The following is a 25,260-nucleotide window of genomic DNA, read 5'->3' on the forward strand; positions in this document are numbered from 1 at the left end:
AAAGATCAGTAGTCGAACACACCCAGCTCAGCGAAGGTCATTGTAATGTTTGCAGTAGTATTCCATTGATCAATGGAGCTGAACTTTATGTACCGCGCGGTCATCCGGCCTGTAGGCACCAGGTGATACTGTACATCGTAATATTTTTCTTTCTCGAGAAACGTACCTGCTTTTGTCCAGATGCTGTTATCATCACTGGTATACATCTCGAAATTTTTGCAGCCCGCACCATTCCAGCTGGCAGGCGATTCCTGCATCACAAACCCGGAAAATAAGGTTTGTTTACCCATATCAATCACAATCACATGAGGATTGGCAGGCCTTGGAACGATGGTCCAGCTACTGTTCCACCAGGTATTACTTTTATTGTCGATCAGGTTTGAAGCGGGATAATTTGCCTGGAAACTGGAGGCATAGATAACCGACCAACCGGTTTTGGGATTGATGACGGGGACAGTATTTACAGATAAGGTCCATTGGTTGGTTTGTCCCGCTACAATGTCTCCTTCCATCGCCTGATCGGCAAACCCCGCGCTGACTTTATATCTCCCGGGAGCCAGGTTATAATACTTAACAATTCCCTGGTAGTCTGACTTACTGATGGCCACCTGGGTGGACGTCCCTCCATTCAGTAAATACAAGGTCAGGTTTAATCCTGGAATGGACTTCCCGTCTTTATCTGTCACCGTAAGCACTACATTTCCATTTTCAGGTGATAACGGCTGCAGCAGCAACTGCAACGTCCATTGATACCTTTTGCCTGCCTCTACGGTCTTAAACAGTGTATCGGGGCGAATCCCCAGGGTCTGGGAAACATGATGAAAGGCATAATCTGCCGCACCCAGATTCGAAAAACAAACCTTGCCCTTTTCATCGGCGATCATTTCCTTATAAGGGAAACTGGTATCATTCACCAGTGCAGTTGCTCCGATAGCAGCTCCCGGAATGGGATAGCCTTTGTAATCGACCACCTGGAGCACCACAGACGATTTAGTCGGATCGGCCATTTCTAAATTCTCCTGTTTGCAACCGACTACCTGGAAAAAGATGACCAGGGCCAGGCAATACAATACATATTTCATAAAATTTCTTTTTATGTTGTTCAACAGATTTGATCCATTAAAAACCAACCGGGGGAAGATTAGCCCCAATAGGCCATCCCGGGTTCTGATAGATGGGAGATGCAGAAACATCTCCTCCGGCAGCCGTGATCAGGAAATGCTGGTAGGCGATTGGCTCCAGGTAATGCGCCATCGTCCAGCCATAGCCGTTGTACACAAACTCTTTCCCGGTTTTCTGATACGGCCGCAGATATTTGCTGATGTTGGGCCCCGATACCGTAGCATTGGGAGTACCATAGGTAATAGTGAGCTTTCCGCTAGCGTCTTTGTACCACTCCTGCATCGGCCCCCAAAGCTTAAATCCTTCTACCTGGTATTTCGATGTGATCAACTGATCCATTGCTCTCCAGCGTTTCAGATCCATAGGACGAAAGCCTTCCCCGATAAATTCACAACGACGCTCACGCCTGATGTTATATAACGTAGGGCTGATGAGCTGTCCGCCGGAATAAGCGGCCCAATCATTTTTTGCCTCCTCTGTCATTTTAGTAGCAGCGATCGTGCGGTTATAGTCCGTGTTCACCTTCGCCCTTGCCCGGATGGCTTTCCAGTACAGGTCTGCTTTTCCATCGATCGTGTTTGTTTTTTCATAACACGCTTCCATATAATTCAGGTAGGCTTCTGTAGCCCTGAAAACAACGCTGCCTACATCGAAGGCATGCAGGGCATCGTTATTCAAGCCCTTTCGAATAGTATAGCCGGTAAAGTAAGCAAGGGCCTCGGAGGAGCTGGTCAGTATAGGATAGGTTTCCGTAATACCTAATTGTACCAGGTTGGATTCTTTCAGTACATTGACCTGCCCAGGCTCCTTCAGGAACAACCAAAGCCTGTTGTCCCGCTGCTTGCGGACATCGGCAATATAGTCGTCACCTTTATACCGGGAGTCGTTGTCATATATGGGAAGCCCATTCTCCATCAAAAAATTATCAACATATCCCCTCGTAAGCCCGATCCGGAAATTTCCCGCCGAAGCATACTGGCTCACATTATTCCGGATACTGGTACCATACGCATCGAATTGCCTCCACAGCAGTACTTCCGAAAACTTGCTCATGTCGTAGGCGCTGAACATATCATAATAATCATTGGGAGGATCCTGGAGCGATTGCTGCAATTTGCCGGTATTATTAACAAGCGGAAAATTGTCTGCTACCGTTGCAGCCGATGTCATTGCCTGGGTCAGCAACCAGTTGATCTCATCATCAATATTGCCTGCCTGGTACCGGTAATTGGCATTATAGGCCTTTTCCGCTCCCGGCCACCCGGGACCGTTAGGCACGAATGCGGTGTTCTTGAAATATTTGAGAAAGGTGGCTTCATATAACGCTACTCTCGATTTAGCCAGGTAGGCACAACTTCGGGACAGTCTGTTCTTCCTCCCATCCGGGGCGTTGTCCTGCAAAAGTTGAATCGCTTTATCCAGGTCGGCAAGGATAAACCGAACTACCTCGCTGTGAGGAGCGCGCTTACTCGCCGCGGTAAGCACCTCCATATTGTCGCTCATCACATCTGTAATGATCGGAAAATCGCCCAATGCCTGCACTTTGAGGAAGTAATCCCAGGCCCTGAAAAAATAAATTTCACCGATACAGTGATTGATAGCGGAAGTGTTGCCTTTTAATTTACCAGCTTCTAACCGGGGCAATACCGTTTTAAGGAAATAGTTGTATTTATAAATATTGGTAAAGTCCCAGCTCCCGCCTTTTTGAGGCACGCGGTATTCGCCGGGAACATATTTCATGGAATATTCCTGGGAAGCCATATTGTCCGTATGTTCATCCACTCCCATCATACCAAAACCCCTGGTTCCGGGGCCATAATGGCTGGGAAGCGTGTTGTTGTTGTACATATTGAGACTATAGGATTCCAGGTCTGCCTGCGACCATAAAAAATCCTCCGGGGTGATATTCGATAGCGGCTCCCGGTCCAGGAAATCTTTATTGCAGGCGCTGGTCAGCACACTCGTTACCAGCATAAGTAATGCGATAAATTGAATTGGCTTCATGTGAATAACATTTTAGAAAGTGACACTGCATCCTGCAGAAAGCACCCTGAATAGCGGGTATACCACAGCTCCATCCGTTTGCCCGTCGATGGTTTCCGGATCAAAAATTTTACTGAGCCGTGTACCTGTCCAGAGGTTTTCGCAAGACACATACACTCGCAGGTTGCTGATCTTCATCCTTTGTAACAGGGAGGCAGGCAACACATAACCCAGCTGTAAATTTTTCAGCCGGATGTAAGAAGCATCCTGCAGGTACTTTGTCTGAGGTAGTTGATTTTTTGCGCCGCCGCTAAAGAGCGGCCTGGGATAATAGGCATCGAGGTTCTGCCCCAGCGGATGGTTCGGATTGTCCCTGAAGTAGTCCATGTGCTCATCAAACGCAGTTGACCACCAGATACCTTTTTGACCAGCACCCCAAAAGAAGTAGCTGTCGGTATATACCTGTCTTTTCATTACTCCCTGAAAAAAGGCATCAATGGTAAATCCTTTCCAGTCGGCTCCGATATTAAAAGAGTAGTTCATCCTCGGCAGGCTATTTCCGATAATACGCATATCTCCCGGGTTAGATAAAGTACCGGCGCCGCCATCTATTTTCCCATCATTGTTAAGATCCCGGTACATAATATCGCCGGCTTCCCAACGGGAGCCCAACGCATTTTGTCCCCCTTTGGGCAGCGTGGCCAGGTGGTCATTCATTTCCTGCTGGCTCTTCGCTATGCCGATAGTTTCGTATCCCCAGATCTCTCCCAGTTGTTGCCCGGTTCTATAGGTGCCCAGCACGCCTGTTACGTTGGGATAATTGGTGATAACCGTAGTGGCGTTGGACAAAGTGAATTTCAGGTTATATCCCACCTGGTTGATCTGGTCTCTCCAGGAAGCAAAAACTTCCCATCCCCGCGTACGCAGGTCCGTATTATTGACTAACGGTACTGCTGTTCCCAGCGTCACGGGTAGTTCCGGAGCCGGACCAATCATATTGCGCGTATTGCGTATGTAGTAATCGAACGATGCCGACAGGCGGTTACGAAACAGGCTGATATCAGCGCCGGCATTCCAGCTTTCCACCTGCTCCCAGGAGAGACTGCTGCTGATCAGCGCCGGTGCGCTGCTGGTATTGGGCCGGAGACTGTTGATCAGCCAGGCGCCGCCCCCGGTAGTATAGGGCACGGTTTGATACGTAGGATAAAGACTGGTAGTATTCTGATTACCCAGTTTACCATAGGAAGCTCTTAGTTTCAATGCATCCAGGTAAGCATCGAAGCGCTGCATAAAAGATTCGGAGGCCACGTTCCATCCGGCCGAAACAGAAGGGAACCAGTTCCATCTTTTATCTCTCCTGAATCTTGAAGTACCATCATAACGCATGTTAAACTCAAAAAGATACCTGCCTTTATAGTCGTAATTGATCCTTTCAAAAACACCAGCCGTGGCCCAGTGATCATAAACGCCGTTGATCTTTGGCGTCACCGGCTTCCCATTGGCATCCACGCCGGAAGTAAGGTCCAGTACGGGAGAAGAAGGAAGAATGATGCCATTCCGAATGGCCGTCATATCCCTGCTCTTATTGAGTTCGCTCTGGTATCCCAGCATAAATTTCAGGTGATGGGCCTTATTGATAGCCGTGGAATATTCCGAATAAATATTCGTGTTAAAGAAATTGCTCCTGGCGGTGTTTTCGCTCACCAGGCTTACTGGTTGAAAGGTGTAAGGATTTCCGTCCACATCATGATTATAGGTGATCTGCTGATCCGAATGATTAAACAAAAACCGCTGCCGGTAGTTAAGTTCCGCGAAGGTCTTCCAGTTTTTCACCGGCTCCAGTACCACCTGAAGCTGGTGGTAATACCAATCTGTTTGTTTATTGATACGCCCTCCATCTCTTAAATTAAGCGCCGGAGATGGAGCGGCAAAAAGGTAGCCATTGGGATCATAAAGCGGTAATACCGGCCAGCCCTGCCTGGCAAGGTCATAAAAGAAAGTACTGGCAAGATAGTAAGGCTTGGTATTTGTTTCATGCACATATCTCAGGGAATAGTTAAGCTGCGCCCATTGCTTTAACTGGCTGTTGAGCTTTACCGTAGCAGTATAACGTTCATATCCATCCTTATTCAACTTTACCAGGCCATGCTGGTCGAGGTAGTTTCCCGAAACATAATATCGCAGCTTATCGGTTCCCCCGCTAACACTCAGGTTGTGCTCCTGGGCGAGGGTATTATTGTCGAAGAGCGCATTATACCAGTTGATGTTATCGTTTCCTTCATTATACCCCCCCGCCCATTCTTTCGGATTGGCCGCTGAAACGGGAATAGATGTCTTTAACCGGCCGGCCTGGAAATCCAGGATCCTTTGTAAACGTTCATCGGAAAATAGCGGCGTACTACCGCTGTTGTAAGCGGCATCATTAAAGTAAAGAGCAAACTTATAGGAGTCTACCATCCGCGGCATATTCACCGGTTGATTGAGCCGGAAATTGTTATTGTAAGAGATGACCGACTTGCCCGCCTTTCCCTTTTTTGTAGTAACGAGAATTACGCCGAAAGCAGCTCTCGAACCATATATAGAAGCCGTGGATGCATCCTTCAGCACAGAAATATTTTCGATATCCTGTGGATTTACAGAATTGATATCCGCCTCCATCCCATCTATCAGCACGAGCGGAGCACCAGAGGAGCCTATGCCTATGGTAGTGATACCGCGGATATTGATAGTTGGATTATTATCCAGTCCGCCGCCGGCACTCTGGGTGATATTCAGCCCTGGCACAAGCCCCTGCAACATCTGCGTGGCATTCTTCACCGGGCGCGATGATATTTCCTTCATATCTGCCGTACCTACTGCGCCGGTGAGGTTTACTTTTTTCTGTGTGGCAAATCCTACCACTACCACATCTTCGAGGTCTTTGGCATAGCGTTGCACCATGATCTCTATATCCCGTTTTCCACCGGTAGGGATGGTAGTGGGTATATACCCGATACAGGATACTTCCAGCATGCTGCCTTCCGGCATGGTCATCGAAAATTTCCCATCATCGCCGGTCACAGCGCCCCCACGAAAGGACTTCACGGATATGGAAGCGCCTTTTACCGGCTTCGCGGTTTCGTCGCGAACAATACCGCTGACCAGCACCAGGTCTGCCGGCTGGGCAGACGGCTTAGCTACCTGCAGGATAGCGAACGTATTCCCATCGCGTTTAAATGTTAAACCTGCAGATGGTAATACCTTGTTGAGAAGGGATTCAATAGAAACATTCGTGACCGACAGCGTAATGTTACGTTCGTTTGAAATTACCTGGTCGCGGTAAGTAAAACGGTAGGCCGTTTTCTTCTCAATCATTTCCAGTAATGTCTTCAAACTTTCCCCATGAACGGAAATGGTCACAGGTGTTGGCTGCTGTGCATAACAGGTGGTTGCAAGGAACAACAATAGCCCTATGCACAGGAGTGGCAGCGTTTTTTTCCAGGGAGGCGACAAATAACTTGTCTTAGCGTTTTTTTCTTTCATAACTGTGTTGGTTGCGACTAGCGATTAGCATAAAAACTGGCGGCGACGGCTGGCCAAAAGGAGGCCACGCTCCATGCCATGGCGTGGATGTATACGGCACATTGACAATCTGCATCACCGGAATTTAGTGAGGATGATGTCTCGTGGAATTTGGTTGTTATTTAAATCGGACTGTTATGACTCCATTTGATTTCGTGTAAGAAAAATTATAGTGCAGTTTTAGTGCTGACAGTATTGCGTCTATGTTTTCTTCGCCAAATGTTCCTGTAAACGTATCGTTATTATACCTGTCCCCTTCCATTTTTATAGTTACGTGGTATTGCTGTTCCAATTTTTTCATAACGTCTGGGAATTTCGCTGATTTAAATACCAGCACATCGCGTGTCCAGGCAGCTTCCTGTACGGCATCTATCCTTGAAATGGAAAGCTTTTTGCTGGTTTTGTGATATACGGCCTTTTCATTTGGTTGTAAAATAACGGTCCTGGGAGTTGCCTCATGGGTAGTGAGCCGAACAGCTCCCTCCACCAGGGAGGTGGCCACCGAATCAGCCCCGTCATAGGCATTTACATTAAAGGTTGTTCCCAGGACTTCAATAGTAAGAAGGTCTGTTACCACATAAAACGGTACTTCCTCGTTCTTTGCTACTTCAAAATAGGCCTCGCCCTTTACGCTTACGGTTCTTTTATCACTGCCAAAACTGGCGGGATAGGAAAGCGCCGTACCTGACCTCAGCGCCACCAGCGAGCCATCCGGCAGCATGATATTTGTTTTCCCACCGTTCTTTGATTCGATATTAATAGTAGATGCAGCCAGGGATGCCCATTTCCGCTCCTTTACATAATAAAAGATACTGGTCCCCAACAACAATGGCAGGAGTATGGAAGCTGCTATCCTGAGCGCCAGGCGCAAGGTCCGGGAGGAAGTCCGCGCCGGTGTTACCTGCAACCCTTTCATCAGTTCATCTATATCCATTTTCACCGGCACACTGCCTTCATATTCCATCCAGATACCAGATAATACGTCCTCCAGGACCGCATCATCGGTTTGCGCCAGCAAATCCCTCAATTCCTGGCGGCCATCTGGCGGCAAACTGCCATTAAACCCTTGTCTGATTAGCTGCTTCAGGTGGTCGTTCATTTTTCTAAAAACGATTCGTTATAGGTTAATACGAAACCAGGAATAGGATCTACTATAAAAAATCCACTTTTTTTTTATTCAAAGAAAAGCAGGAAGAGCAACAGGCCTCCCGGGCCAATCTCCTTTTTCAGGATATGTACTGCTGTAGACAGGATATTATAGGTGGTTTGTTCATTAATACCCAACTTTTGAGAGATTTCTGCCGGGGATAAGCCCTGTTCCTTGCGGAGTTCAAATATTTCCCGCTGCCGGGGTGTCAACTTGTCCTTTGCGGCCTTCAGCTGCCGGAGGAAATAATCAAAGTCAAGCCTTTGCGTCACTTCTTCCCCATTGGTATATAATTCATCGCAATGTTGGAGATAATCCTCAAATACAGGGCTTCTCCATTGTTTCCGCATGGCGTCGATCACGCCATTCCTGGCAATTTTAAAGAGAAAAGCCTTAAATGATTGGTCAGGATCCACCTTTTCCCGGTAGAGCCATACTTTTATAAAGGTTTCCTGGGTGATGTCCTTTGCCATTTCTTCAGACCGGGTAAGCCTGAGAACAAATCCATGCAGGTTGCCTGAAAACAGGTCATATAAAGCCTTAAAGTCTTTGTACGAGCCGTTGCGCAAACCTGCAATATATATACTGTGATCATCCAAAGGTAACGCTGATTTTCTGCTATACGTGGAAGGTATTTAGGAACGGTGGCTAAATTAAAAAAAAATTGCAGTAACTGGAATTTTGTTTATCAGGGGTGTGATAGGGAGAAATACGGGCAACGAACGGCGCCACGCAGTAGATAAGTATATAAATATCTCCGGGAAGCATCAGTTAATCCAGCACAAACCGGTATCCAATTCCTTTGATCGTGAGTATCTGGAGGTTTTCATCTTCCTTTAAATGTACTCGCAAGCGGGTGATATATACATCCAGGTTCCGGCTGTTGAAAAAAGAATCGTGCCCCCACAGCAGATCGAGGATACTTTTTCTACCGATGATGCCATCGCGCTTTTCGTATAGCAGTTTAAGCAGTTCGCTTTCCCGGTACGACAACTTTATTTCTTCATTACCATGGGCGAGTACCTGTTTCTTTGTATAAAAATGGAACTTACCAATCCTGATATGATCTGCTGTGGGAGTAGTACTGGCAGGTGAGTAACGTAATACATTGTCGATACGTACAATCAGTTCCTCCATACTGAACGGCTTCCGGATGTAATCGTTACCGCCTAACGTAAATCCTTTCACCAGATCAGTGGTCTGGGTTTTGGCGGTGAGAAACAATATAGGTACCTCCGGGTTGACGCTGCGTATTTCGGCTGCTACTTCAAAACCATCTTTGTTGGGCAACATCACATCCAGTATGCATACCGCGGGGTCGATAGCTTTAAAAACATCCAGCACGTTGGCACCATCGCTTTCCAGCACTACTTCGAAGCCCCGCCGTTGCAGACTTTCTTTTACAATCTTACCCAACGATAATTCATCTTCAACATATAGAATTTTAATCTTCATCTCACATTTTTTTTGACCTTATAATGCGGCCTTTATCGTAATAAATAACGGCAGCTTCTGCAAAAGGAATCTTAACAGAAAAGGTGCTGCCTTTATCTAATTCGCTCTCAACTTCTATAAAGCCCATATGACGTTGAACAATATGTGATACATAGCTTAATCCAAGTCCATACCCCTTTGTATTGTGCCGGTTGCCATTAGGTATCCGGAAAAATTTCTCGAAGATCTTGCTTTTGTATTCTTTCGCAATGCCGATACCATTGTCGGCTACACGAATTTCCAGGTATTGTTTATGATCAATAATATGAATAAGGATATTGGGCTCTTTCGAGCTATACTTCAGCGCATTGTCGAGCAAATTATACAATACGCTGGTGAGATGCAACTTGTCGGCCATCACAATAAAATTGTTACCCGTCGTTTGCAGGGTGGTAACCGCCCGTTGTTTTTCGAACTGTAGTTTCATAGAGCTCATAACGCTTCTGGCTAACTCCCTGATGTCAAACTGCTCTTTATTGAGGCCAATCTCCCTGTTTTCAAACATAGATAATTTTAACACCTTATCCACCAGTAAACTGAGTCGCTGCATTTCATGCGCGGAAATATCGAGGTATTCGTTGGTAGTTTTACGATCGTCGAGTACGTCAAAACTTCTCAGCGCTTCAATGGCTACATTTACGGTCGCGATAGGTGTTTTCAGCTCATGGGTCATATTGCTGATAAAGTCGTTTTTGAGCTGGGCCAGCTTCCGTTGTTGCTTCAGGTTGCGGTATAGCAACAGGAAGGAGAAAATGGTGATGCCGAGTAATAGTACGGATATCAGTATTGGTTGACTGATACGCCGGAGCAGGTACCAGCTGTTGTTTTCAAAATTCACCTGGTAGCTGATCGGTTTGGTAAAGCCCACGGTAACAATATTATTCTCCAGGTCGTCGGGGAAAGTGCCAAAGAAGCGGTGAGTAGTATCGATAGGTACAGTAGTAACCGTAAAGCCGGCATCTATTTTTTCCCGCTGTAATGCCTTGGCGTAACGGTCTATTACTTCGTTGATCGTAATGGAATCGCGAAGGGAGTCCACCCCGGTGAGAAAATCAAACACCCGCACAGACGGGGCGTTTTGGGCGCGGGCATACTGCACATTGTAGGTCTCCTGTATCGGTGGGTTCATCGTTTTTAGCGGCTCTGCCGACTGATCATCGGCTTTCACCGTTACGAACATACCTGGTTTTGCCCGTGCTATGGCTATCCCAGAATCCCTGAAACGTTCGTGTAATACACTGGAAATTCCCATCACCCCTTCCCTGTCTGTAATATGTATACTGAAGGTGGAGTCCAGTTTCAGCTTGGTTGCCTGCAACCGGAAGATGGTTTCCCGGAAAAGGATATTAGTACGCGAGGTAAACAGTTTTTGTTCCTCCCGGTAATTCTTGCTTAACCAGTATCCCTGGAAAGCAGTAATGAGCAGGATCGACAACGCAATCAGGAAAGCGGTAGCCGGTATGGAAAGTTTATAACGCATATGTGGTAAGTAATAACAATACTAACGCAAATCTATCAAATCCCGGGGTCCCGGCCAGAGAACATTAACCTAAATTAACATTAAGTCAAGCTACATTAACCTGTGTTGCCGCCGGAAGGGAATAGCTTTATTCTCTTAAAATATATACCAAATGAAAAAGACTATTTGTACACTTCCCGCCCTGCTGGTATTGCTTTCGGTGTATGGGCAGCAAAAACAGGGAAAGGTGGTATATGAGCGCACCACACAGATGGAAATACATATACAGGGATTGGCCGACGACATGGCGCAGTCGCTGCCACGTTCGCATAAAGACAAGCTCGAGGTGTTGTTTGCCAACGACCAATCGCTTCGCCGCACTGTGGAGGATAATACACCGGAGGAATTGGCAGAACCAGAAGGAGGTATGCAGATACACATGGTAATGGCCGGCGCAGGAGATGTAACCTACACCAACCTGGCAACAGGACAAATAGTAGAAGGAACTGAATTTGGCGCAAAAAATTATATCATTGCCGACAGCGTCCGGCATCCCAACTGGAAGCTCACCGGGGCCACCACCACCATTCTGAACTATCCCTGTCAACAGGCCGTCATGCAGCGCATTGGTAAAAGATCCAGCGCCACGATGGAAAATGGTAAGCTGGAAACAAAGGAGGTAGCAGATACGGCCAACATCGTTGTTTGGTTCACACCTTCCATCCCGGTATCGGCAGGGCCAGAGTACCAGGGGCAGCTGCCAGGGCTGATCCTGGGAATTGATATCAACAATGGCCGTACGGTGTACACCGCCACCGCATTAAGCGACCAAACAGATCTAACAGCGATCAAAGCACCTTCAAAAGGAAAGAAAGTGACCAGGGCAGAATTTGAAAAAGAACGGGATAAACTAATGGGAGGAATGCAACGCAGTCATAGCGCCAGGGCGGCAGGAACCATACGCATTGGGCAATAGCAAATAGTGCCGATGAAAAAAGCTCCCCCGCCCAGTGGCGGGGGAGCTTTTTTGTTACAGGGTTTTCATATTAAACATATGCGTTCTACCACCTGCTGAAAGCCCATTTTTGCTTAAGCTATACGTAAAGCTCAGCAGGAAAAAACGCTGAAGATTAGTAATCCGGCTATCTTCAATATAATTTTGATTAGTGCTGCGGCTGATCCCTACATTTTCATTAAAGAGATCTGATACACTCAGCTTTAACTCACCCCTGTTAAAATGAAGAAATTGTTTACTCAGCGAGGCATTGCAGAGCGGGATACTTCTGTTGTAACCATTGGCCCGTTTACTGTTGATAATATAAGTGAGACTACCGGAGAAATAAAAGTTGGCCGGTAGCTGCCAGTTAAGGCTTCCTTCATATTGCTGCGAGAAATAATCAGTGCTCAGGGCAGATTTCAGCGAGTAATCTGTTTTGTAATAATTAATGCCTGCACTGAGCGACAGGTCCAGCTTTTCGGAAGGGTTCAGATCTGCACGAACAGCGGGCCCGAAGGTAAATGTGCGGATAGTATTGGCGGTGGTATTTATAAACTGTTGCGTTTTGCTGTAGCCCATGTTGCTGCTTATATTCAAATTGCCGGACCATACCCGCAACGGCAGGCCCCAGTTAACGCTGCCGGTCATATTATACACGCCATTGATGTTTACCGGGCGGCTATGTTTGATACCCAAACTATCTACTACATCATAGTCTACGATCTTATGCTGCGTTTCCTGCAGGTTGAAAAAAGCAAAAATATTTTTGTTCCTGAAAGGGTCTACCGAAATAAAACTCAGCTGTACCGCATGGGTGAATTCCTGCTTCAGGTAAGGGTTTCCTTCCCTGATATTGAGCGGATCGCTGATATCGGGAACCGGCTGCAGCTGCGACATGTTCGGCTGATTGGTGACCGTTGCATAGTTGATACTCAGGTTCCGGTAGCGGGTAAAATCATATTTAAACCGCATGGACGGGAGCAGGTTATAAAATGTTTTGCGGATAACCGAGTCTTTGGTACCGGCAATGATTTTTCCTTCCAGCGCCGCCTGCTGCCAATTGATACCAGCGGCGATACTAAATTTCTTTTGTTTGGTCCGTAGCCGGAACCCGGCGTTGTTATAACCATACGTATTTTCAAAATTATTGCTGAGTAAAGGATTCAGCTGGTCGAACTTACCATTTTGCCGGTTATAATCGTAGGTAACCTTATCGGCTGTATTGGTGCTGCTGCTGTTGCCCAGGCTCAATTCCAGCAGCGAGTGTTTGAGTAACGGAACAGTATATACGGCGCGGGCGTTGTAGCTCCGCAAGTTACCGGACACGGTGTTTCGTTGATGTATGGAATCATATTCCGGCTGTGAGCCGCTGTGGACATAGAAGTGATTGGCCGAAAGTAAACTGCCATTGCTTTCCGTATTATTGAAACTGGTTTGCAGCCCCAGTGAAAATGTATTACCTGGCCGCCTGAATTTTTTCCGGTATAAGATATCTGCCGCTACATTGCTGCCTTTGCCGGAAGACTGGTTATCGCTGACTCCTTCATTTGCCATTTTCTGCGTTCCCGTCAGCGTTTTATAGTTAGATGTGCTGTTGCTGGCGTTTTCCTGGTAGCCTATGGTACCGGTAATTTTCAGCGACTGCGAGGAATCCAGTTGTATGTTGGCACTTACATTTGCGCGATGGGTATTATTGATATTGTTGCTGCGGGCCTGCTGCTGATAACTGTAAGTAGAGTCAGGCAAAAAATACTGCCGCTCTAAACTACTTTCCTGGTGAGGATTATAGTGATTATAGAAATAGCTGCTGGTAAAGTCTACTTTTTTGCCGATGATATTATTATAGTTAATACCGCCGCCCCAGATATCCCTGAAGCCATTACTGTTGCCCATTCCCATGAGGGCGCCCATCGGATCATCCGAACTTATAGCAAAGCTGGCATTACCGCTTTGCCGCATACGGTTCAATTCACCAGTGAAGCTCATCATATCCATGAACGAAAAGCCCTCGGCATTGGTGTTGTTAGCCATTCCGATAACGGAAAGCTGCCGGGCGCCTTTGAAGGAGTTCAAGTTGAAACGTCCTTCGTAGCGATCGCTGGTTCCTGCGCCTGCACTGGCTTTACCAAACATGCCTTTCTTTTTATCCTGCTTCAGTTTAAGATTGATGGTCTTTTCACTGTTACCATCATCGAAGCCGGTGAGCTGTGCCGCATCGCTGAGGCGGTCGTATACCTGTACTTTATCTACCGCATCGGCGGGGAGATTTTTGGTAGCTAGCTTTGGATCGTTGCCAAAAAACTCTTTGCCGTCCACCAGCACGCGGTTCACTTTTTGCCCCTGCGCCTTTACGGTACCGTCTTTACCCACCTGTATGCCAGGCATTTTCTTAAGCAGCTGCTCCACGCTGGCATTGGGAACAGTTTTAAACGAACCGGCGTTGTATTGGATGGTATCGCCGATAAGGGTTACCGGTGGCGCTTCTCCCGCTATCACCACCTCATCGAGGGTTCTGCTCAGGTCATGCATAATAATGGCAGGAAGCTGCACATCCGGGCTCCCGGCAGGGACGGTAACAAGCCGGCGGCTATTGTGATAGCTCACATGAGTAAACAATAGCCGGTAGTCGCCCGGCGGTATTCCATTGAGCTGAAATTCTCCTTTGTTGTTAGTCATTGTAAACGTTAGGAGCGATGAATCTTTTGCCTTCAGCAGTGTTACAGTGGCAGATTCTACCGGATGATGCGCAGCGGTATCCAGCAGGGAGCCTTTAATAGAGCCATTTTTTTGTGCATAGGCGGCAAAGGACAACCAGCAGGCAATGAGCAGCAGGTAGCATTTCTTCATAGTACATTTTTATACGTACGAATGTAGTTTTGCTGCACGCCAAAGCAGGTTAACCAGGGTTGCTTTAATGTTAAGGAAGGTTAATGAATGGAGAGGAACGAAAATATCACAAACATCACTCACTTAAATGGTTGTTTAATAGCTTTTTGCTAACTTACTATAGAATTTTGCTAAAATTTTATAAGGAAATATTGACAAGTATATTTAATATTGCCATCATTACTCCCAATTGTACCAACCTATAGTGGTACCTGTCAACCAAATTTTTAATGCATTATGGCGTTAAAACGTATTGATAATGAACGTGAAATACTGGAACTCGTCGCTGGTGGTTGCCAACATGCATTTTCTGTACTTTTTCATGGTTATTTAAATCAGGCCGGTCGGGTTGTATATGCTATGATCGGGTCCCGGGAGCAAACCGAAGAGATCCTCCAGGACCTGTTTGTAAAACTATGGAAGGACAGGGAGAAGCTCCCCACTATCAAAGATTTTAATGCTTATTTTTTTATTCTTCTGCGCAATCATACGCTTAATCATCTAAAGAGCATAGTGGCCGGCAGGAAGAAACAGGCACAGTATACCCGGTTTGAGTTGATGCGGCAGGAGCAGGAAGATGAACAAGCAGACAAGCGGCTGGAAATATTCGACAAAGCTATTGAAGCACTGCCTGCGCAACAAAAAACTGTATTCCTGCTGCGATCACAGGGATACAAGAACCTTGAAATTGCTACCCGCATGAATTTATCCGCCGATTCGGTAAAAAAATATAATCAACTCGCCCTTAAATCCATTCACCGATTTATTAAAGTACGTGTAACTGTTCTCTTTACTTTGGCGACCCTCCACTTTTTAAAATAATTTTTTTTCGGCAATATCTCCTTTTTTACCTCTTTGGTTGTCTTTATATATAGAAGCACTTTTTAAGGAGTCGAAATATGCCACTGCCAAACCGGTTAGATGATTTAATAAAAAAAGCCATTAACGGCACTATCGCTGATGAAGAGCGGCAAGAGCTACTTGCGTTTTTGGTAACGCCGGAGGCGAAGTCATTATATGAAGACCTCTTTGAACAGTTAGCTGAGCAATCTGTTGAGGGCCGTGACATGTTTTCCGCGCAGGAAGCGGAAGGTTTACTCCAACAAGTCAATAAAGAAATCAGGGTGCAAAGCCCGGTTGTTAGCCCCCAAATATTTAAGCTGAAGCCGGCACTCGCTTGGGCTGCTGCCTGCCTGTTGTTATTGGTATCACTGCTTTCCTACCGCTTTTTTGTGCGTATGAAAGGGGAAGCAGCCCAGCAAAAGATAGCGAAGACAATGCCTGCCGCCCGGCCAGCGACCGACATCATGCTGACATTGGCTGACGGGCGACAGATAGCCCTTGATAGTGCCAGAAAAGGAGAAACATTTGAACAAAAAGGATCCAGTGCAGTGAACAATGAAAAAGGTACGCTCAGTTATACGACGTCTGCCGAAAATTCTACAGGAAAGGTCGAAACTGTTTTTAATACCCTTACCATACCGAGGGGAAAGCAGTATAAAATTGTATTGCCAGATGGCAGCCAGGTTTGGCTGAATGCAGCTTCCTCCCTTCACTATCCCACCCAGTTTACAGACGGAGAGCGAAAAGTGGAGCTATCGGGAGAAGCCTATTTTGACATTGCTAAAGACGACCGGAAACCTTTTAAGGTAGTAGCCGGGAAACAGACCATCACTGTATTGGGTACAGCTTTCAACGTAAAGGCATATACGGATGAGCCTTATATTAAAACTACATTGATTGAAGGCCGTATAAAACTGGAATTACCCGGTGTAAGCGGCGGCAGCATTTTGAAACCAGGAGAACAGGGCATGCTGGACGACGACCAGCTACTGGTAAAAGCCGTGGATACCCGCGAAGATGTAGCGTGGCGGTCCGATCTGTTCTATTTTTCCAATACCGATCTAAAAGAAGTAGCCTGTCAGCTGCAACGCTGGTATGATATTGAAGTAGATTTTTCGTCGCTTCCGCCAGCGAAACTATATGGGCAAATACCTCGCAGCACGCCATTGCCACAGCTTTTGAAAGTAATCGAGAAAACAACCAATATAAAACTGAAAGTAAGTAACAGCCGGCTATCTGTAGAGCAATAGCCTTCGGATTTTATCAACCAATGATCATTTCTCACTTGTAAAAATTACACTTATGAACATTCAGCGTGGCCCTCGCCTGGGCCATTGGAAGCGCTATGTCTGCTGCATAACGCTTACGATCTTCCATTATCTGGCAACGTCTGCAATTGGCTTCTCACAACAGGTAACGCTACGTGTAAACGAAGCAAGACTGGAACAGGTGCTCGAGGCCATCAGGACCCAGACGGGGTACTCCTTTATTTTTGATGCCCGTTATGCAAAAAGCGCGCTCCCGGTGACCGTAAACCTGAAAAACGAGCCGGTGGAAAGTGCCCTACCACAGGTATTCAAAGGGCAGCCGTTCACCTATGAAATTAACGACAAAATCGTAACAGTACTAGCATCAGGAAAAGCAACTGCTGTTACATTGTCCGGAAGAATTATCAGTCCGGATAATCAGCCTATTATTGGCGCTACCATCGTTGTGCAAGGATCCCGCCAGGGTGCCACGGCAGATGAAAACGGAAGGTTCACCCTTTCAGGAGTGCCTGAAGATGCCAACATTGTAATCACTTCCATCGGCTTCAACTCCCTGATGCTTCATTTAAATAATGGCGTATTAACAGTGGCTGCCAGGGAACTTAAAAACCAGCTGGTCAGAAACTCCCCGCAGAACCTGCTGATAACGCTGCAACCCTCCGCTTCCCAGCTACAGGAAGTAAATGTAACCGTGGGTTATGGTACGCAGAAAAGAAGGGAAACTACCGCGGCTATATCATCTATCAAGGCCTCACAACTGCAGAACAAGCCCAGCGCTTCTATTGAAGGCCTTCTCCAGGGCCTTGCACCAGGATTGGTAGTACAGAATAATTCCGGTATGCCGGGCGCCCGCAGTATGGTACAGATCAGGGGCCTTGCCTCGTTTTCCAACTCTGCCAACTCGAACGTGGTCAGCACTCCCCTGTTTATTATTGATGGCGTACCACTGGAACAGGATGTATTCAATCCTTCTGATCCACGCCAGGCTATTACCAGTGTACTGGCAGGGTTTAGCCCTTTCGACCTGGAATCGGTGGATGTATTAAAAGATGCCTCTGCGACTGCCATCTATGGTTCAAGAGGCGCCAACGGCGTTATCATCATTAATACCAAACGAGGTAAAATAGGAAAACCAATTGTTACTTTAAATACACAATATGGATTGAGTTATTACCCATCATTACGTAAAACACTTGGCGGTAAAGCTGAGCGTGATTTTAAAATAGATCTGTATAATCAGTACAAGTCCTCTAAAGTAGGCGGCGGTTATACAGATATGCCTATTGAACTGAGCGACAGTTTAAATAGTTTTTACAACAATTCTACCGACTGGCAAAAACTGTACTTCCGCGATGCAGACCTGAAAAATATTAACCTGGGTATCAGCGGCGCCACGGAAAACGCCAGCTACCGCCTGGGAGTTGATTACTATAATGAAAAGGGCATCGTACTTGGTTCCGGATTTACCAGGTTTTCACTCACCTATAACGGTGTTTTTAAACCTACTTCCAAGCTCACCATCACCGGCCGGGCAAATTTAAGCCAGACCGATGCCAGCAAGAAAAGGGGCGACACCTATAATGCCGCAGTGGTAGGTAATAATTTTTCCTCCTCTTTCCGTCCCGGACCCGCCAGCGGCTTCTATGATGCTTTCCTCGCATCCTATAGCAAAGGTGTAAATATCGATCTGACCAGGAGAGCGTTGGCCCAACTGGAACTCAGCTACGATCTTACTCCATTTCTGAACCTTACTTCCAGGGCATCCGGTAACTATGAGTTTTATCGTACCCGTAGTTTCGAACCATCAGCCACCAGAACAGATCAGAAAGCGGCGGCTTCCTATTACTCACAGGAAAAGGTAAACCTCCTGAGTGAAACCTTCCTTCGTTTATACCACACGTTTGCATCGAAGCACTCTTTCGACCTGGTAGTAGGTAATACCATCAACACCAGCGAAAATAACAGCATATTCGGCGGTGCATATGGCGGTCCCAGTGATGCACAACAGGTGATCCTGGGATACCCACAGGCCAACCTGCAACTGGAAACACATAATATCAAGTATGGTCTGTTATCCTACTACTCAAGGTTGTCGTATAACTTCAATAAAAAATACCTGCTCCAGGGCGTAATACGTGCAGATGGATCTTCTAAATTTGGTAAAGACAATCAATGGGGTTATTTCCCGTCGATGTCTGCCGGATGGGTATTCACCGAAGAGAAGTTTATCCGTAACAACATAGGCCGCTGGCTGAACTTCGGAAAGATCCGGGCGAGCACCGGTAAATCGGGTACCCAATACGAAGACAACTATCTCGCCGTGGGCGCTTATCAAACCAAGAGTGGCGACAATGCCACCTATAACGGAGTACCACTGTTGGCCCCCAATTATGCCGGCGGTAACGGTATGGCATTACCCAACCTCACCTGGCAAACCACAAAAGACCAGGGCGTAGGGCTGGACCTCGAATTTTTTAACAGCCGCCTGACCATGGCGCTTGACTACTACAATAAAAATACAGATGGTTTCCTGTTTCCGGATGCACTGAATGGCACCAGCGGATATACTTCCCGTTATATTAACAGCGGCGCCGTACGCAATCATGGCTACGAAGCCGCCATTACCGGTTATATCACAAAGCCAGGTAAAAACTTTCAGTACTCCGTTACATTCATCGGCGCCATCAACCGTAATGAACTGACCAAGCTGCCCGATTTTGGCAGAAGCGTTTCCAGGAGCGGTTATGCAGTAGGACAGCCTTACCTGCAGATTGGTCGTCCGCTCAACGGCTTTTACCTGATGAAGTATCTCGGCGTATACCCGACAGATGAATCTGTTCCGGTAAATAAATACACCGGTAAACGACTTTACCCCAATACCAGTGGGTTCACGTCCCAGGATCCATACAGGGCTGGCGATATTATGCTGCTGGATGTAAACGGCGATGGCCGCATTGGCGTAATCGACAATACCGACAGGGTGTATTGCGGTGATCCTAATCCTAAATTTACCGGAAGTATTTCCCATTCCTTTAGCTACCGGTTTAAAAACAACGCTACACTACAATTGGACCTGTTCTTTAACTACTCCATTGGAAATAAGGTGATGAATAAAGTGCTGGCAGACCGTATCAAAGGTGTAAGCTGGACGGCCAGCGAAAATGTGAACTATCCCGGCGGACAAAGAAACCTCCTGGATGTATCTGACCTGGATTTCTGGACGCCAACACATACCAACGCCAAATACCCTGTGCTTAATCCATGGAGATATTACGGCACTTCCAGCTATGATTTTATTGGTAACTATGAAACCAATACAGATCTCTTCCTGGAAAATGGCAGCTTTATCAGGTTAAACAACGTGAACCTGAGTTACGATTTTTCACCGGCTGGACTTAACCGTTACCACATCAGGAAACTCAGGGTGTATGCAGGTATGAGTAATGTGTTTATCCTTACCAAATACACTGGTGTAGATCCCGAAAACGTGGACTCTTACGGTTATGACCTGGGTAATGGGTATCCCATCCCCTATAAATTTAACTGCGGCTTTAACTTTGAATTCTAAGATTATGAAGATAATAACTGATTGGAAAAGCAAAATGTGCCTCCTGCTGGTATGCAGTACATTATTATTTTCCTGTAAAAAAATACTGGATCCTGAAATTATTGAGCTGCCAACTGCTGATAATGCCTTCTCCACATCTGCCGACATAGAAAAAGGGGTGGCCGCTGCATACTCGTACCTGCGGGCAGTAGTGCCGGATAAAGTGTTCCTGATGGGAGATGTCCGGGCAGACGTGTTTTCCAGCTACTCCCAGAGCTCCAATGTTCGTCCTGAAACCCCTATTGCTACCAATACGGCGCCAGCATTGATCAGAAACGGAGGTGGCAACTGGAACCAGTTTTATACGGTTATCGCCCAGTGTAACCTGGTACTCGAAAAAATTCCATCTATTCCTAATTATGATGAAACGCTCAAAAAACGGCATATCGGGGAAGCCAGCTTTATCAGGGCGCTTACCTATTTTTACCTGGTGCGTTTCTGGGGTGATGTACCGATGAATTTGAAGAGCGTAAATATTGATAACCTGTCAAGGACACCACAGGCAGATGTTTTTAACCAGATTAAAGCCGACCTGGACGTAGCGATTGCAGATTTGCAAACAGATTACGGTGATGGCGACAAAGCGGTAAGAGCCACCAAAGGGGCGGCATGGGCTATCAAAGCGCATGTGTTAGGATGGCTACAGGATTACGCCGGATGCGAAAAATTGTGCGACAGCGTGATTACCCGTGGACCCTATAGTCTTGTTACAGATACTTTAAACCTTATCAGCATCTTTGTAGGAAAATCCAATGAAGGCATTTTTGAACTTAATTTTGATGCCAACTTAAGAGAAGTACAGAAGAACCTTGTTTATAACAGAACACTGGGCCGGCCCTGGTATAAAGACCAGTCAGACGGTGGCGGCGGTACAGAAAAGTTCTTAATGTGTCCTACCCGGCAACAGCTGAACAATATGTTTCCGCCAAGTGCCGTAGATGCCCGTTTGTTTACCTGGTTTGACCGCACCACCTATCTGAAGGGCGTATATGACGATCGTATCTACTTTGGGAAATACAAAACACTCCAGCTGAAAGGAGATACCTCTTCCCAGAATATCAATGAATCAAACATCATTATCACCCGTCTTGCAGATATCATGCTGCTAAGAGCAGAAGCATTGGCCAGTACTTCCGTAGGCAGAGCCGGAGAAGCAGCTGTATTACTAAACAAAGTAAGAGCACGTGCATTTGCCACTCCATATACCGGTGGCGGAAATATACAGGACACCATTTTACTTGAGCGTAGAAAAGAACTGATCGGGGAAGGACAATACTTCTTTGACCTGGTAAGAACCAGGAAACTGGACAAAGATTCAAAAATTACCCAGGCCGATTGGTATGAAAAAGGAGCATGGTTACTTCCAATAGACCAGGCTATTATCGCGAAAAGCAATTTCTTGATCACCCAGAATGAATACTGGAAATAATTTATTGTATGCGTAAGAATATTTCACTGAAGAATACAGCGCTCCTCGCAGCAGTTGGTATGCTGATATTTTCAGCCTGCAGGAAAAACGATTACTACATGGACGGCGGCCTGTCTAAACAATCAGAAGAGGAAAAAAGGATGACGGTATATGATTTCCTGAAGAGCAGGCCCAATCATATGTTCGACTCCCTGGTAAAGATCATTGACCTAACAAACACCCAAGCCGCTGTCAATGCCGCTAACATCACTTTCTTTGCAGCCCCGAATAATGCGGTACTGCGGCTCCAGATGAATTATAACCCGGATGACCGACAAACACCGAAGCCGCTGTCCGACATAGGAAAAGATACGCTGACAGCCCTGCTTAGTCGCTTTATAGTGCCCAATGCCAAAGTAGATCTGGAAACAGCGGTGAAGAATAAGCAACGGTACTACCCCGCTGCCAATGGCGATTCCCTGTTACTTAGTGGCGTAGACGGTGGTACCAGCGCAAGCAGCTCATTGCAAACATCTGCCTATAGAATGGTATATACACATTTAAAAATACCGGGAGTGGATACCGTAATGTATTCCGCCAGCATTCAGACACATAACCTGGTTACTGCCAACGCTATTGTGCACGTATTAACCAATGGCTCCAGTTTTGCAGCAGGGTTGAAACAAAAATATAACAGATAGTCTAAATCATTTTACCATGAAAAAAACATTGACCATAAAATGGATGTCATGGCTGTCCCTGACGCTGTTTATGTTTTCGTGTAAGAAAGACAGCACCGACGGCTTTTTAAGCCCGGCGCTCAAATATACCAATCCATCTATTAAGATAGCAGTGGGGGCTTCTCTGATCCAATCCGGTGCAATGGTAACCGATGAATCCACAAAACCATTGGTATTTACCATCGACGCCATACATTATGAAGATGGAAAAATCGCCGATAAGCTGATGAATTATAAGGTAGATACTTATTTCTGGAAGGCAGAATATACCGGAAAAGAAAAAACAGTAGAGGAACTTAACAAAAAACGCACAAAAGTAAATCGCCCGGCGGTTGATATCAATCCTGATAACGGGAATATAGTGATTTACCCGGAAGCTACTGACACCACCTTATTTACCAAGGGTAAATATATCATTGATGTAAGAGTAAAAAACAGTGGAGGCGAACGGGTGCTAAAGGGAGCATTGACTATTGACGTAAGTTATGCACTACCTTATACCTACAGACTTTCAGGTTTGGACGGCAATATAACGGGTATTGACGTAACCTTCGACAGGCAGGAAAATACCGGTAACAAGATCCTGGTATACGTACTGAAAAAAGATGGATCACCGGTAGATCCGAAAACACTGTTCGGATATGATTATTCCAATACACCCGGTGTGACCGATCTGAAAGACTGGCACAATCTCGGGCTGAACAACCCGACCAAGTATACCGAATTTCCTGACCACCTGGAACTGGAGATAGCCGGCTTCCCACTACCGTTTGTTTCCGGGCAGGTGCTGCGAATTGATATGTATAATAACGGGGATATTAATGGAGGCTACTTCAACTATTGGTTCGACATGTCGATTCTCAAAGAGGGTATCTGGAAAATTACCATCCAACTGAAATATAATTAGCCATAAGATTGGCTATATAAAACGTTTCAGGAAAAAAGGGAGGGCGTTTCATAAATGAAACGCCCTCCTTTGTATATTTTACGACTAGTTAATATCTAAATCAAACTCATCGCTGCCTTCATATAACCCAATGTATAAGCCATACCTGCATACCACGGGGCATCACAGCTCATTTGAGGAGTATGGTCCGGGATAAATACCCCGTCAAATTTCTTCTCTTTCAATATTCTCAAAATCCGTATCAAATCAATGTCCCCTTCATCTACAAACACCTCTTTATAATGGGGAACTTTGCCTTTTACATTCCTGAAATGTACATAAGCAATATCTGATGCGTATTGCTCCGTAGCCTCATAAACATCTCCTTCGGTCATTTCTGCTATAGAGCCAAGACAAAACTCCAGCATATTGCTCCTGCTGGGTTTAATATCCAGTAATTTCCGGTACAATTGAGGTTGATACACCAACCGGGGGGTCTTTCTTATAAACGGCATTGGCGGATCATCGGGATGCGCTGCGAGCTTTACCCCGGCTTGTTCTGCAACAGGAACTAATTCATTTAAAAACCATGTAAGCCTTTCCCACAACTGCTCGTGCGTAATTTCAGGAATAAATCCCGCCGGCGCATTTCTGTCATACACCATATTCCAAACCATACCATTCGCGATAGGTCTTTGGTCTACACCATCCATACCAACGGAGCGCGCCCCGCCACGGGCAAAATTGCCGGTAATACGACTGCTTACGCCGGCGAGACTAAAATTGTATCCAAAGACTGGAATCCCTGCTTCGCCAACATTGCGGATGATCTGTTTCAGCTTTTCAATCTGCGCTTCTTTTTGGGGACCGTCCAGTAATATATCGTGCCAGTGAGCCGGGTCAAAATTTTCAATGGCCTCCAGTTCTAAACCGGCCTCATTAATTTCCCTCTTCAATTGCACCAGTTCCTCCACCGTCCATATTTTTCCCGGGTCGCCTGCAAATCCCCACCCGGAGCCATCGCCGATGGGTTGATCATTTTTATTTTCCTGGTTCCCCTGGTTGAAATAATCGACCAGGTGCACTACCAGATGCGTACAACCACATTGCCTTGCAAAATCATAATGCTGCCTGTTGAGCATGTGACGGTAAAGCCCCAAACCTAATTTCATCTATATTAAATTTTACCTTTTTTAAAGAATGCCATATTTCTTAAACGCATCCGTACTACTCATACCATTTTCAATTTCCTTACGAACTACTTTTTCTCCCCTGGCTTTTTCAAGCGCTTTAATGATCACTTCCTCCTCATACTTTTTGGGAATCACTAAAACCCCATCCAAATCACCGAATACCAGGTCTCCCGGTTCTATCCAAACATCACCCACCTGTATGTCGCAACGGAAGTCGGCCACCTGCGTACGCACCGAAGAATCCTGACCATACCTACCCCTGCTGAATACTGGCCAATTTTGTGCAACTACCTGGTGGGTATCCCGGTGAAATCCATTGATTACCGCACCAGCTGCTCCTCTTACCCGCGCCGTTGCCGTAAGCAACTCCCCCCAATATGCACAGCGCATTTCTCCACCGCTGGCTATATACACTTCACCCTGCTGCAATTGGTCTAGTGCCTCTGTTAACAGGCCAAACGGTTTTTTCTGCGGCCCATACACATCTATCATTAATACCGGCATAGCTCTCCCCACAATAACATCAGATGTATGCATAGGCTGGATAGGATAAGGAAGGAACTGGTGGTAGCACCCAAATCCATCCAATATATCTCCCACAACCGGGGTGTATAGTTCTTTTCTAAAAAGATCAAAAAGCTCGATATCGTTCGCCCAGGATTTCAT

General features: G+C 46.2%; 17 protein-coding genes. 7 read left to right on the forward strand and 10 right to left on the reverse strand.

Annotated elements, in window-relative coordinates; all coding sequences use genetic code 11:
* Positions 1 to 5 precede the first annotated feature (5 nt).
* The 7 genes from HGH91_RS20865 to HGH91_RS20895 all read right to left on the reverse strand — a co-directional run bounded on the left by HGH91_RS20865 (position 6) and on the right by HGH91_RS20895 (position 10,787).
* Positions 6 to 1,082 carry a discoidin domain-containing protein gene (locus tag HGH91_RS20865; RefSeq protein ID WP_168740746.1) on the reverse strand — a complete coding sequence of 359 codons (1,077 nt, stop codon included), beginning with the start codon at positions 1,080 to 1,082 and terminating at the stop codon, positions 6 to 8.
* Positions 1,083 to 1,119: 37 nt separating this feature from the next.
* Positions 1,120 to 3,126 carry a RagB/SusD family nutrient uptake outer membrane protein gene (locus tag HGH91_RS20870; RefSeq protein WP_168740747.1) on the reverse strand — a complete coding sequence of 669 codons (2,007 nt, stop codon included), beginning with the start codon at positions 3,124 to 3,126 and terminating at the stop codon, positions 1,120 to 1,122.
* 12 nt (positions 3,127 to 3,138) lie between these two features.
* Positions 3,139 to 6,627 (reverse strand): TonB-dependent receptor, encoded by a 3,489-nt coding sequence (locus HGH91_RS20875; protein WP_211092378.1) that lies wholly within the window; start codon positions 6,625 to 6,627, stop codon positions 3,139 to 3,141.
* Between the two features lie 157 nt (positions 6,628 to 6,784).
* On the reverse strand, positions 6,785 to 7,765 hold the full coding sequence (locus HGH91_RS20880; protein WP_168740748.1) for a FecR family protein: 981 nt from the start codon (positions 7,763 to 7,765) through the stop codon (positions 6,785 to 6,787).
* Between the two features lie 74 nt (positions 7,766 to 7,839).
* Positions 7,840 to 8,412 carry an RNA polymerase sigma factor gene (locus HGH91_RS20885; RefSeq protein WP_168740749.1) on the reverse strand — a complete coding sequence of 191 codons (573 nt, stop codon included), beginning with the start codon at positions 8,410 to 8,412 and terminating at the stop codon, positions 7,840 to 7,842.
* A gap of 172 nt (positions 8,413 to 8,584) precedes the next feature.
* Positions 8,585 to 9,268, reverse strand: coding sequence for a response regulator transcription factor (locus HGH91_RS20890; protein WP_168740750.1), 684 nt, complete (start codon positions 9,266 to 9,268; stop codon positions 8,585 to 8,587).
* 1 nt (position 9,269) lies between these two features.
* Positions 9,270 to 10,787, reverse strand: coding sequence for a sensor histidine kinase (locus HGH91_RS20895; RefSeq protein WP_168740751.1), 1,518 nt, complete (start codon positions 10,785 to 10,787; stop codon positions 9,270 to 9,272).
* 151 nt (positions 10,788 to 10,938) lie between these two features.
* On the opposite strand from HGH91_RS20895, the gene HGH91_RS20900 reads away from it, so the two are divergent.
* Positions 10,939 to 11,742 carry a GLPGLI family protein gene (locus HGH91_RS20900; RefSeq protein WP_168740752.1) on the forward strand — a complete coding sequence of 268 codons (804 nt, stop codon included), beginning with the start codon at positions 10,939 to 10,941 and terminating at the stop codon, positions 11,740 to 11,742.
* Between the two features lie 54 nt (positions 11,743 to 11,796).
* Here HGH91_RS20900 and HGH91_RS20905 read toward each other — a convergent pair whose 3' ends face one another.
* Positions 11,797 to 14,610, reverse strand: a complete 2,814-nt coding sequence (locus HGH91_RS20905; protein ID WP_168740753.1) for an outer membrane beta-barrel family protein — start codon at positions 14,608 to 14,610, stop codon at positions 11,797 to 11,799.
* A gap of 276 nt (positions 14,611 to 14,886) precedes the next feature.
* Between HGH91_RS20905 and HGH91_RS20910 the strand changes: the two genes are divergently transcribed.
* The 6 genes from HGH91_RS20910 (at position 14,887) to HGH91_RS20935 (ending at position 23,422) form a co-directional block, all read left to right on the forward strand.
* A complete protein-coding gene (locus HGH91_RS20910) occupies positions 14,887 to 15,471 on the forward strand; it encodes a sigma-70 family RNA polymerase sigma factor (protein ID WP_168740754.1) in 585 nt (194 codons plus the stop codon).
* Positions 15,472 to 15,548: 77 nt separating this feature from the next.
* Complete coding sequence (locus HGH91_RS20915) at positions 15,549 to 16,742, forward strand: FecR family protein (protein ID WP_168740755.1); 1,194 nt, start codon at positions 15,549 to 15,551, stop codon at positions 16,740 to 16,742.
* Positions 16,743 to 16,794: 52 nt separating this feature from the next.
* Entirely contained in the window at positions 16,795 to 20,328 is a 3,534-nt protein-coding gene (locus HGH91_RS20920) for a SusC/RagA family TonB-linked outer membrane protein (protein WP_168740756.1), read from the forward strand.
* Between the two features lie 4 nt (positions 20,329 to 20,332).
* On the forward strand, positions 20,333 to 21,796 hold the full coding sequence (locus HGH91_RS20925; RefSeq protein ID WP_168740757.1) for a RagB/SusD family nutrient uptake outer membrane protein: 1,464 nt from the start codon (positions 20,333 to 20,335) through the stop codon (positions 21,794 to 21,796).
* An 8-nt stretch (positions 21,797 to 21,804) separates the two neighbouring features.
* Positions 21,805 to 22,476 carry a fasciclin domain-containing protein gene (locus tag HGH91_RS20930; RefSeq protein WP_168740758.1) on the forward strand — a complete coding sequence of 224 codons (672 nt, stop codon included), beginning with the start codon at positions 21,805 to 21,807 and terminating at the stop codon, positions 22,474 to 22,476.
* Between the two features lie 16 nt (positions 22,477 to 22,492).
* A complete protein-coding gene (locus HGH91_RS20935; protein WP_168740759.1) occupies positions 22,493 to 23,422 on the forward strand; it encodes a DUF5007 domain-containing protein in 930 nt (309 codons plus the stop codon).
* Between the two features lie 95 nt (positions 23,423 to 23,517).
* Here HGH91_RS20935 and HGH91_RS20940 read toward each other — a convergent pair whose 3' ends face one another.
* Together HGH91_RS20940 and HGH91_RS20945 are read right to left on the reverse strand one after the other, a co-directional pair.
* On the reverse strand, positions 23,518 to 24,573 hold the full coding sequence (locus HGH91_RS20940; RefSeq protein WP_168740760.1) for a mannonate dehydratase: 1,056 nt from the start codon (positions 24,571 to 24,573) through the stop codon (positions 23,518 to 23,520).
* A gap of 21 nt (positions 24,574 to 24,594) precedes the next feature.
* Complete coding sequence (locus HGH91_RS20945) at positions 24,595 to 25,260, reverse strand: RraA family protein (RefSeq protein ID WP_168740761.1); 666 nt, start codon at positions 25,258 to 25,260, stop codon at positions 24,595 to 24,597.

The organism is Chitinophaga eiseniae, from assembly GCF_012641265.1.
GTDB classification, from domain to species: domain Bacteria; phylum Bacteroidota; class Bacteroidia; order Chitinophagales; family Chitinophagaceae; genus Chitinophaga; species Chitinophaga eiseniae_A.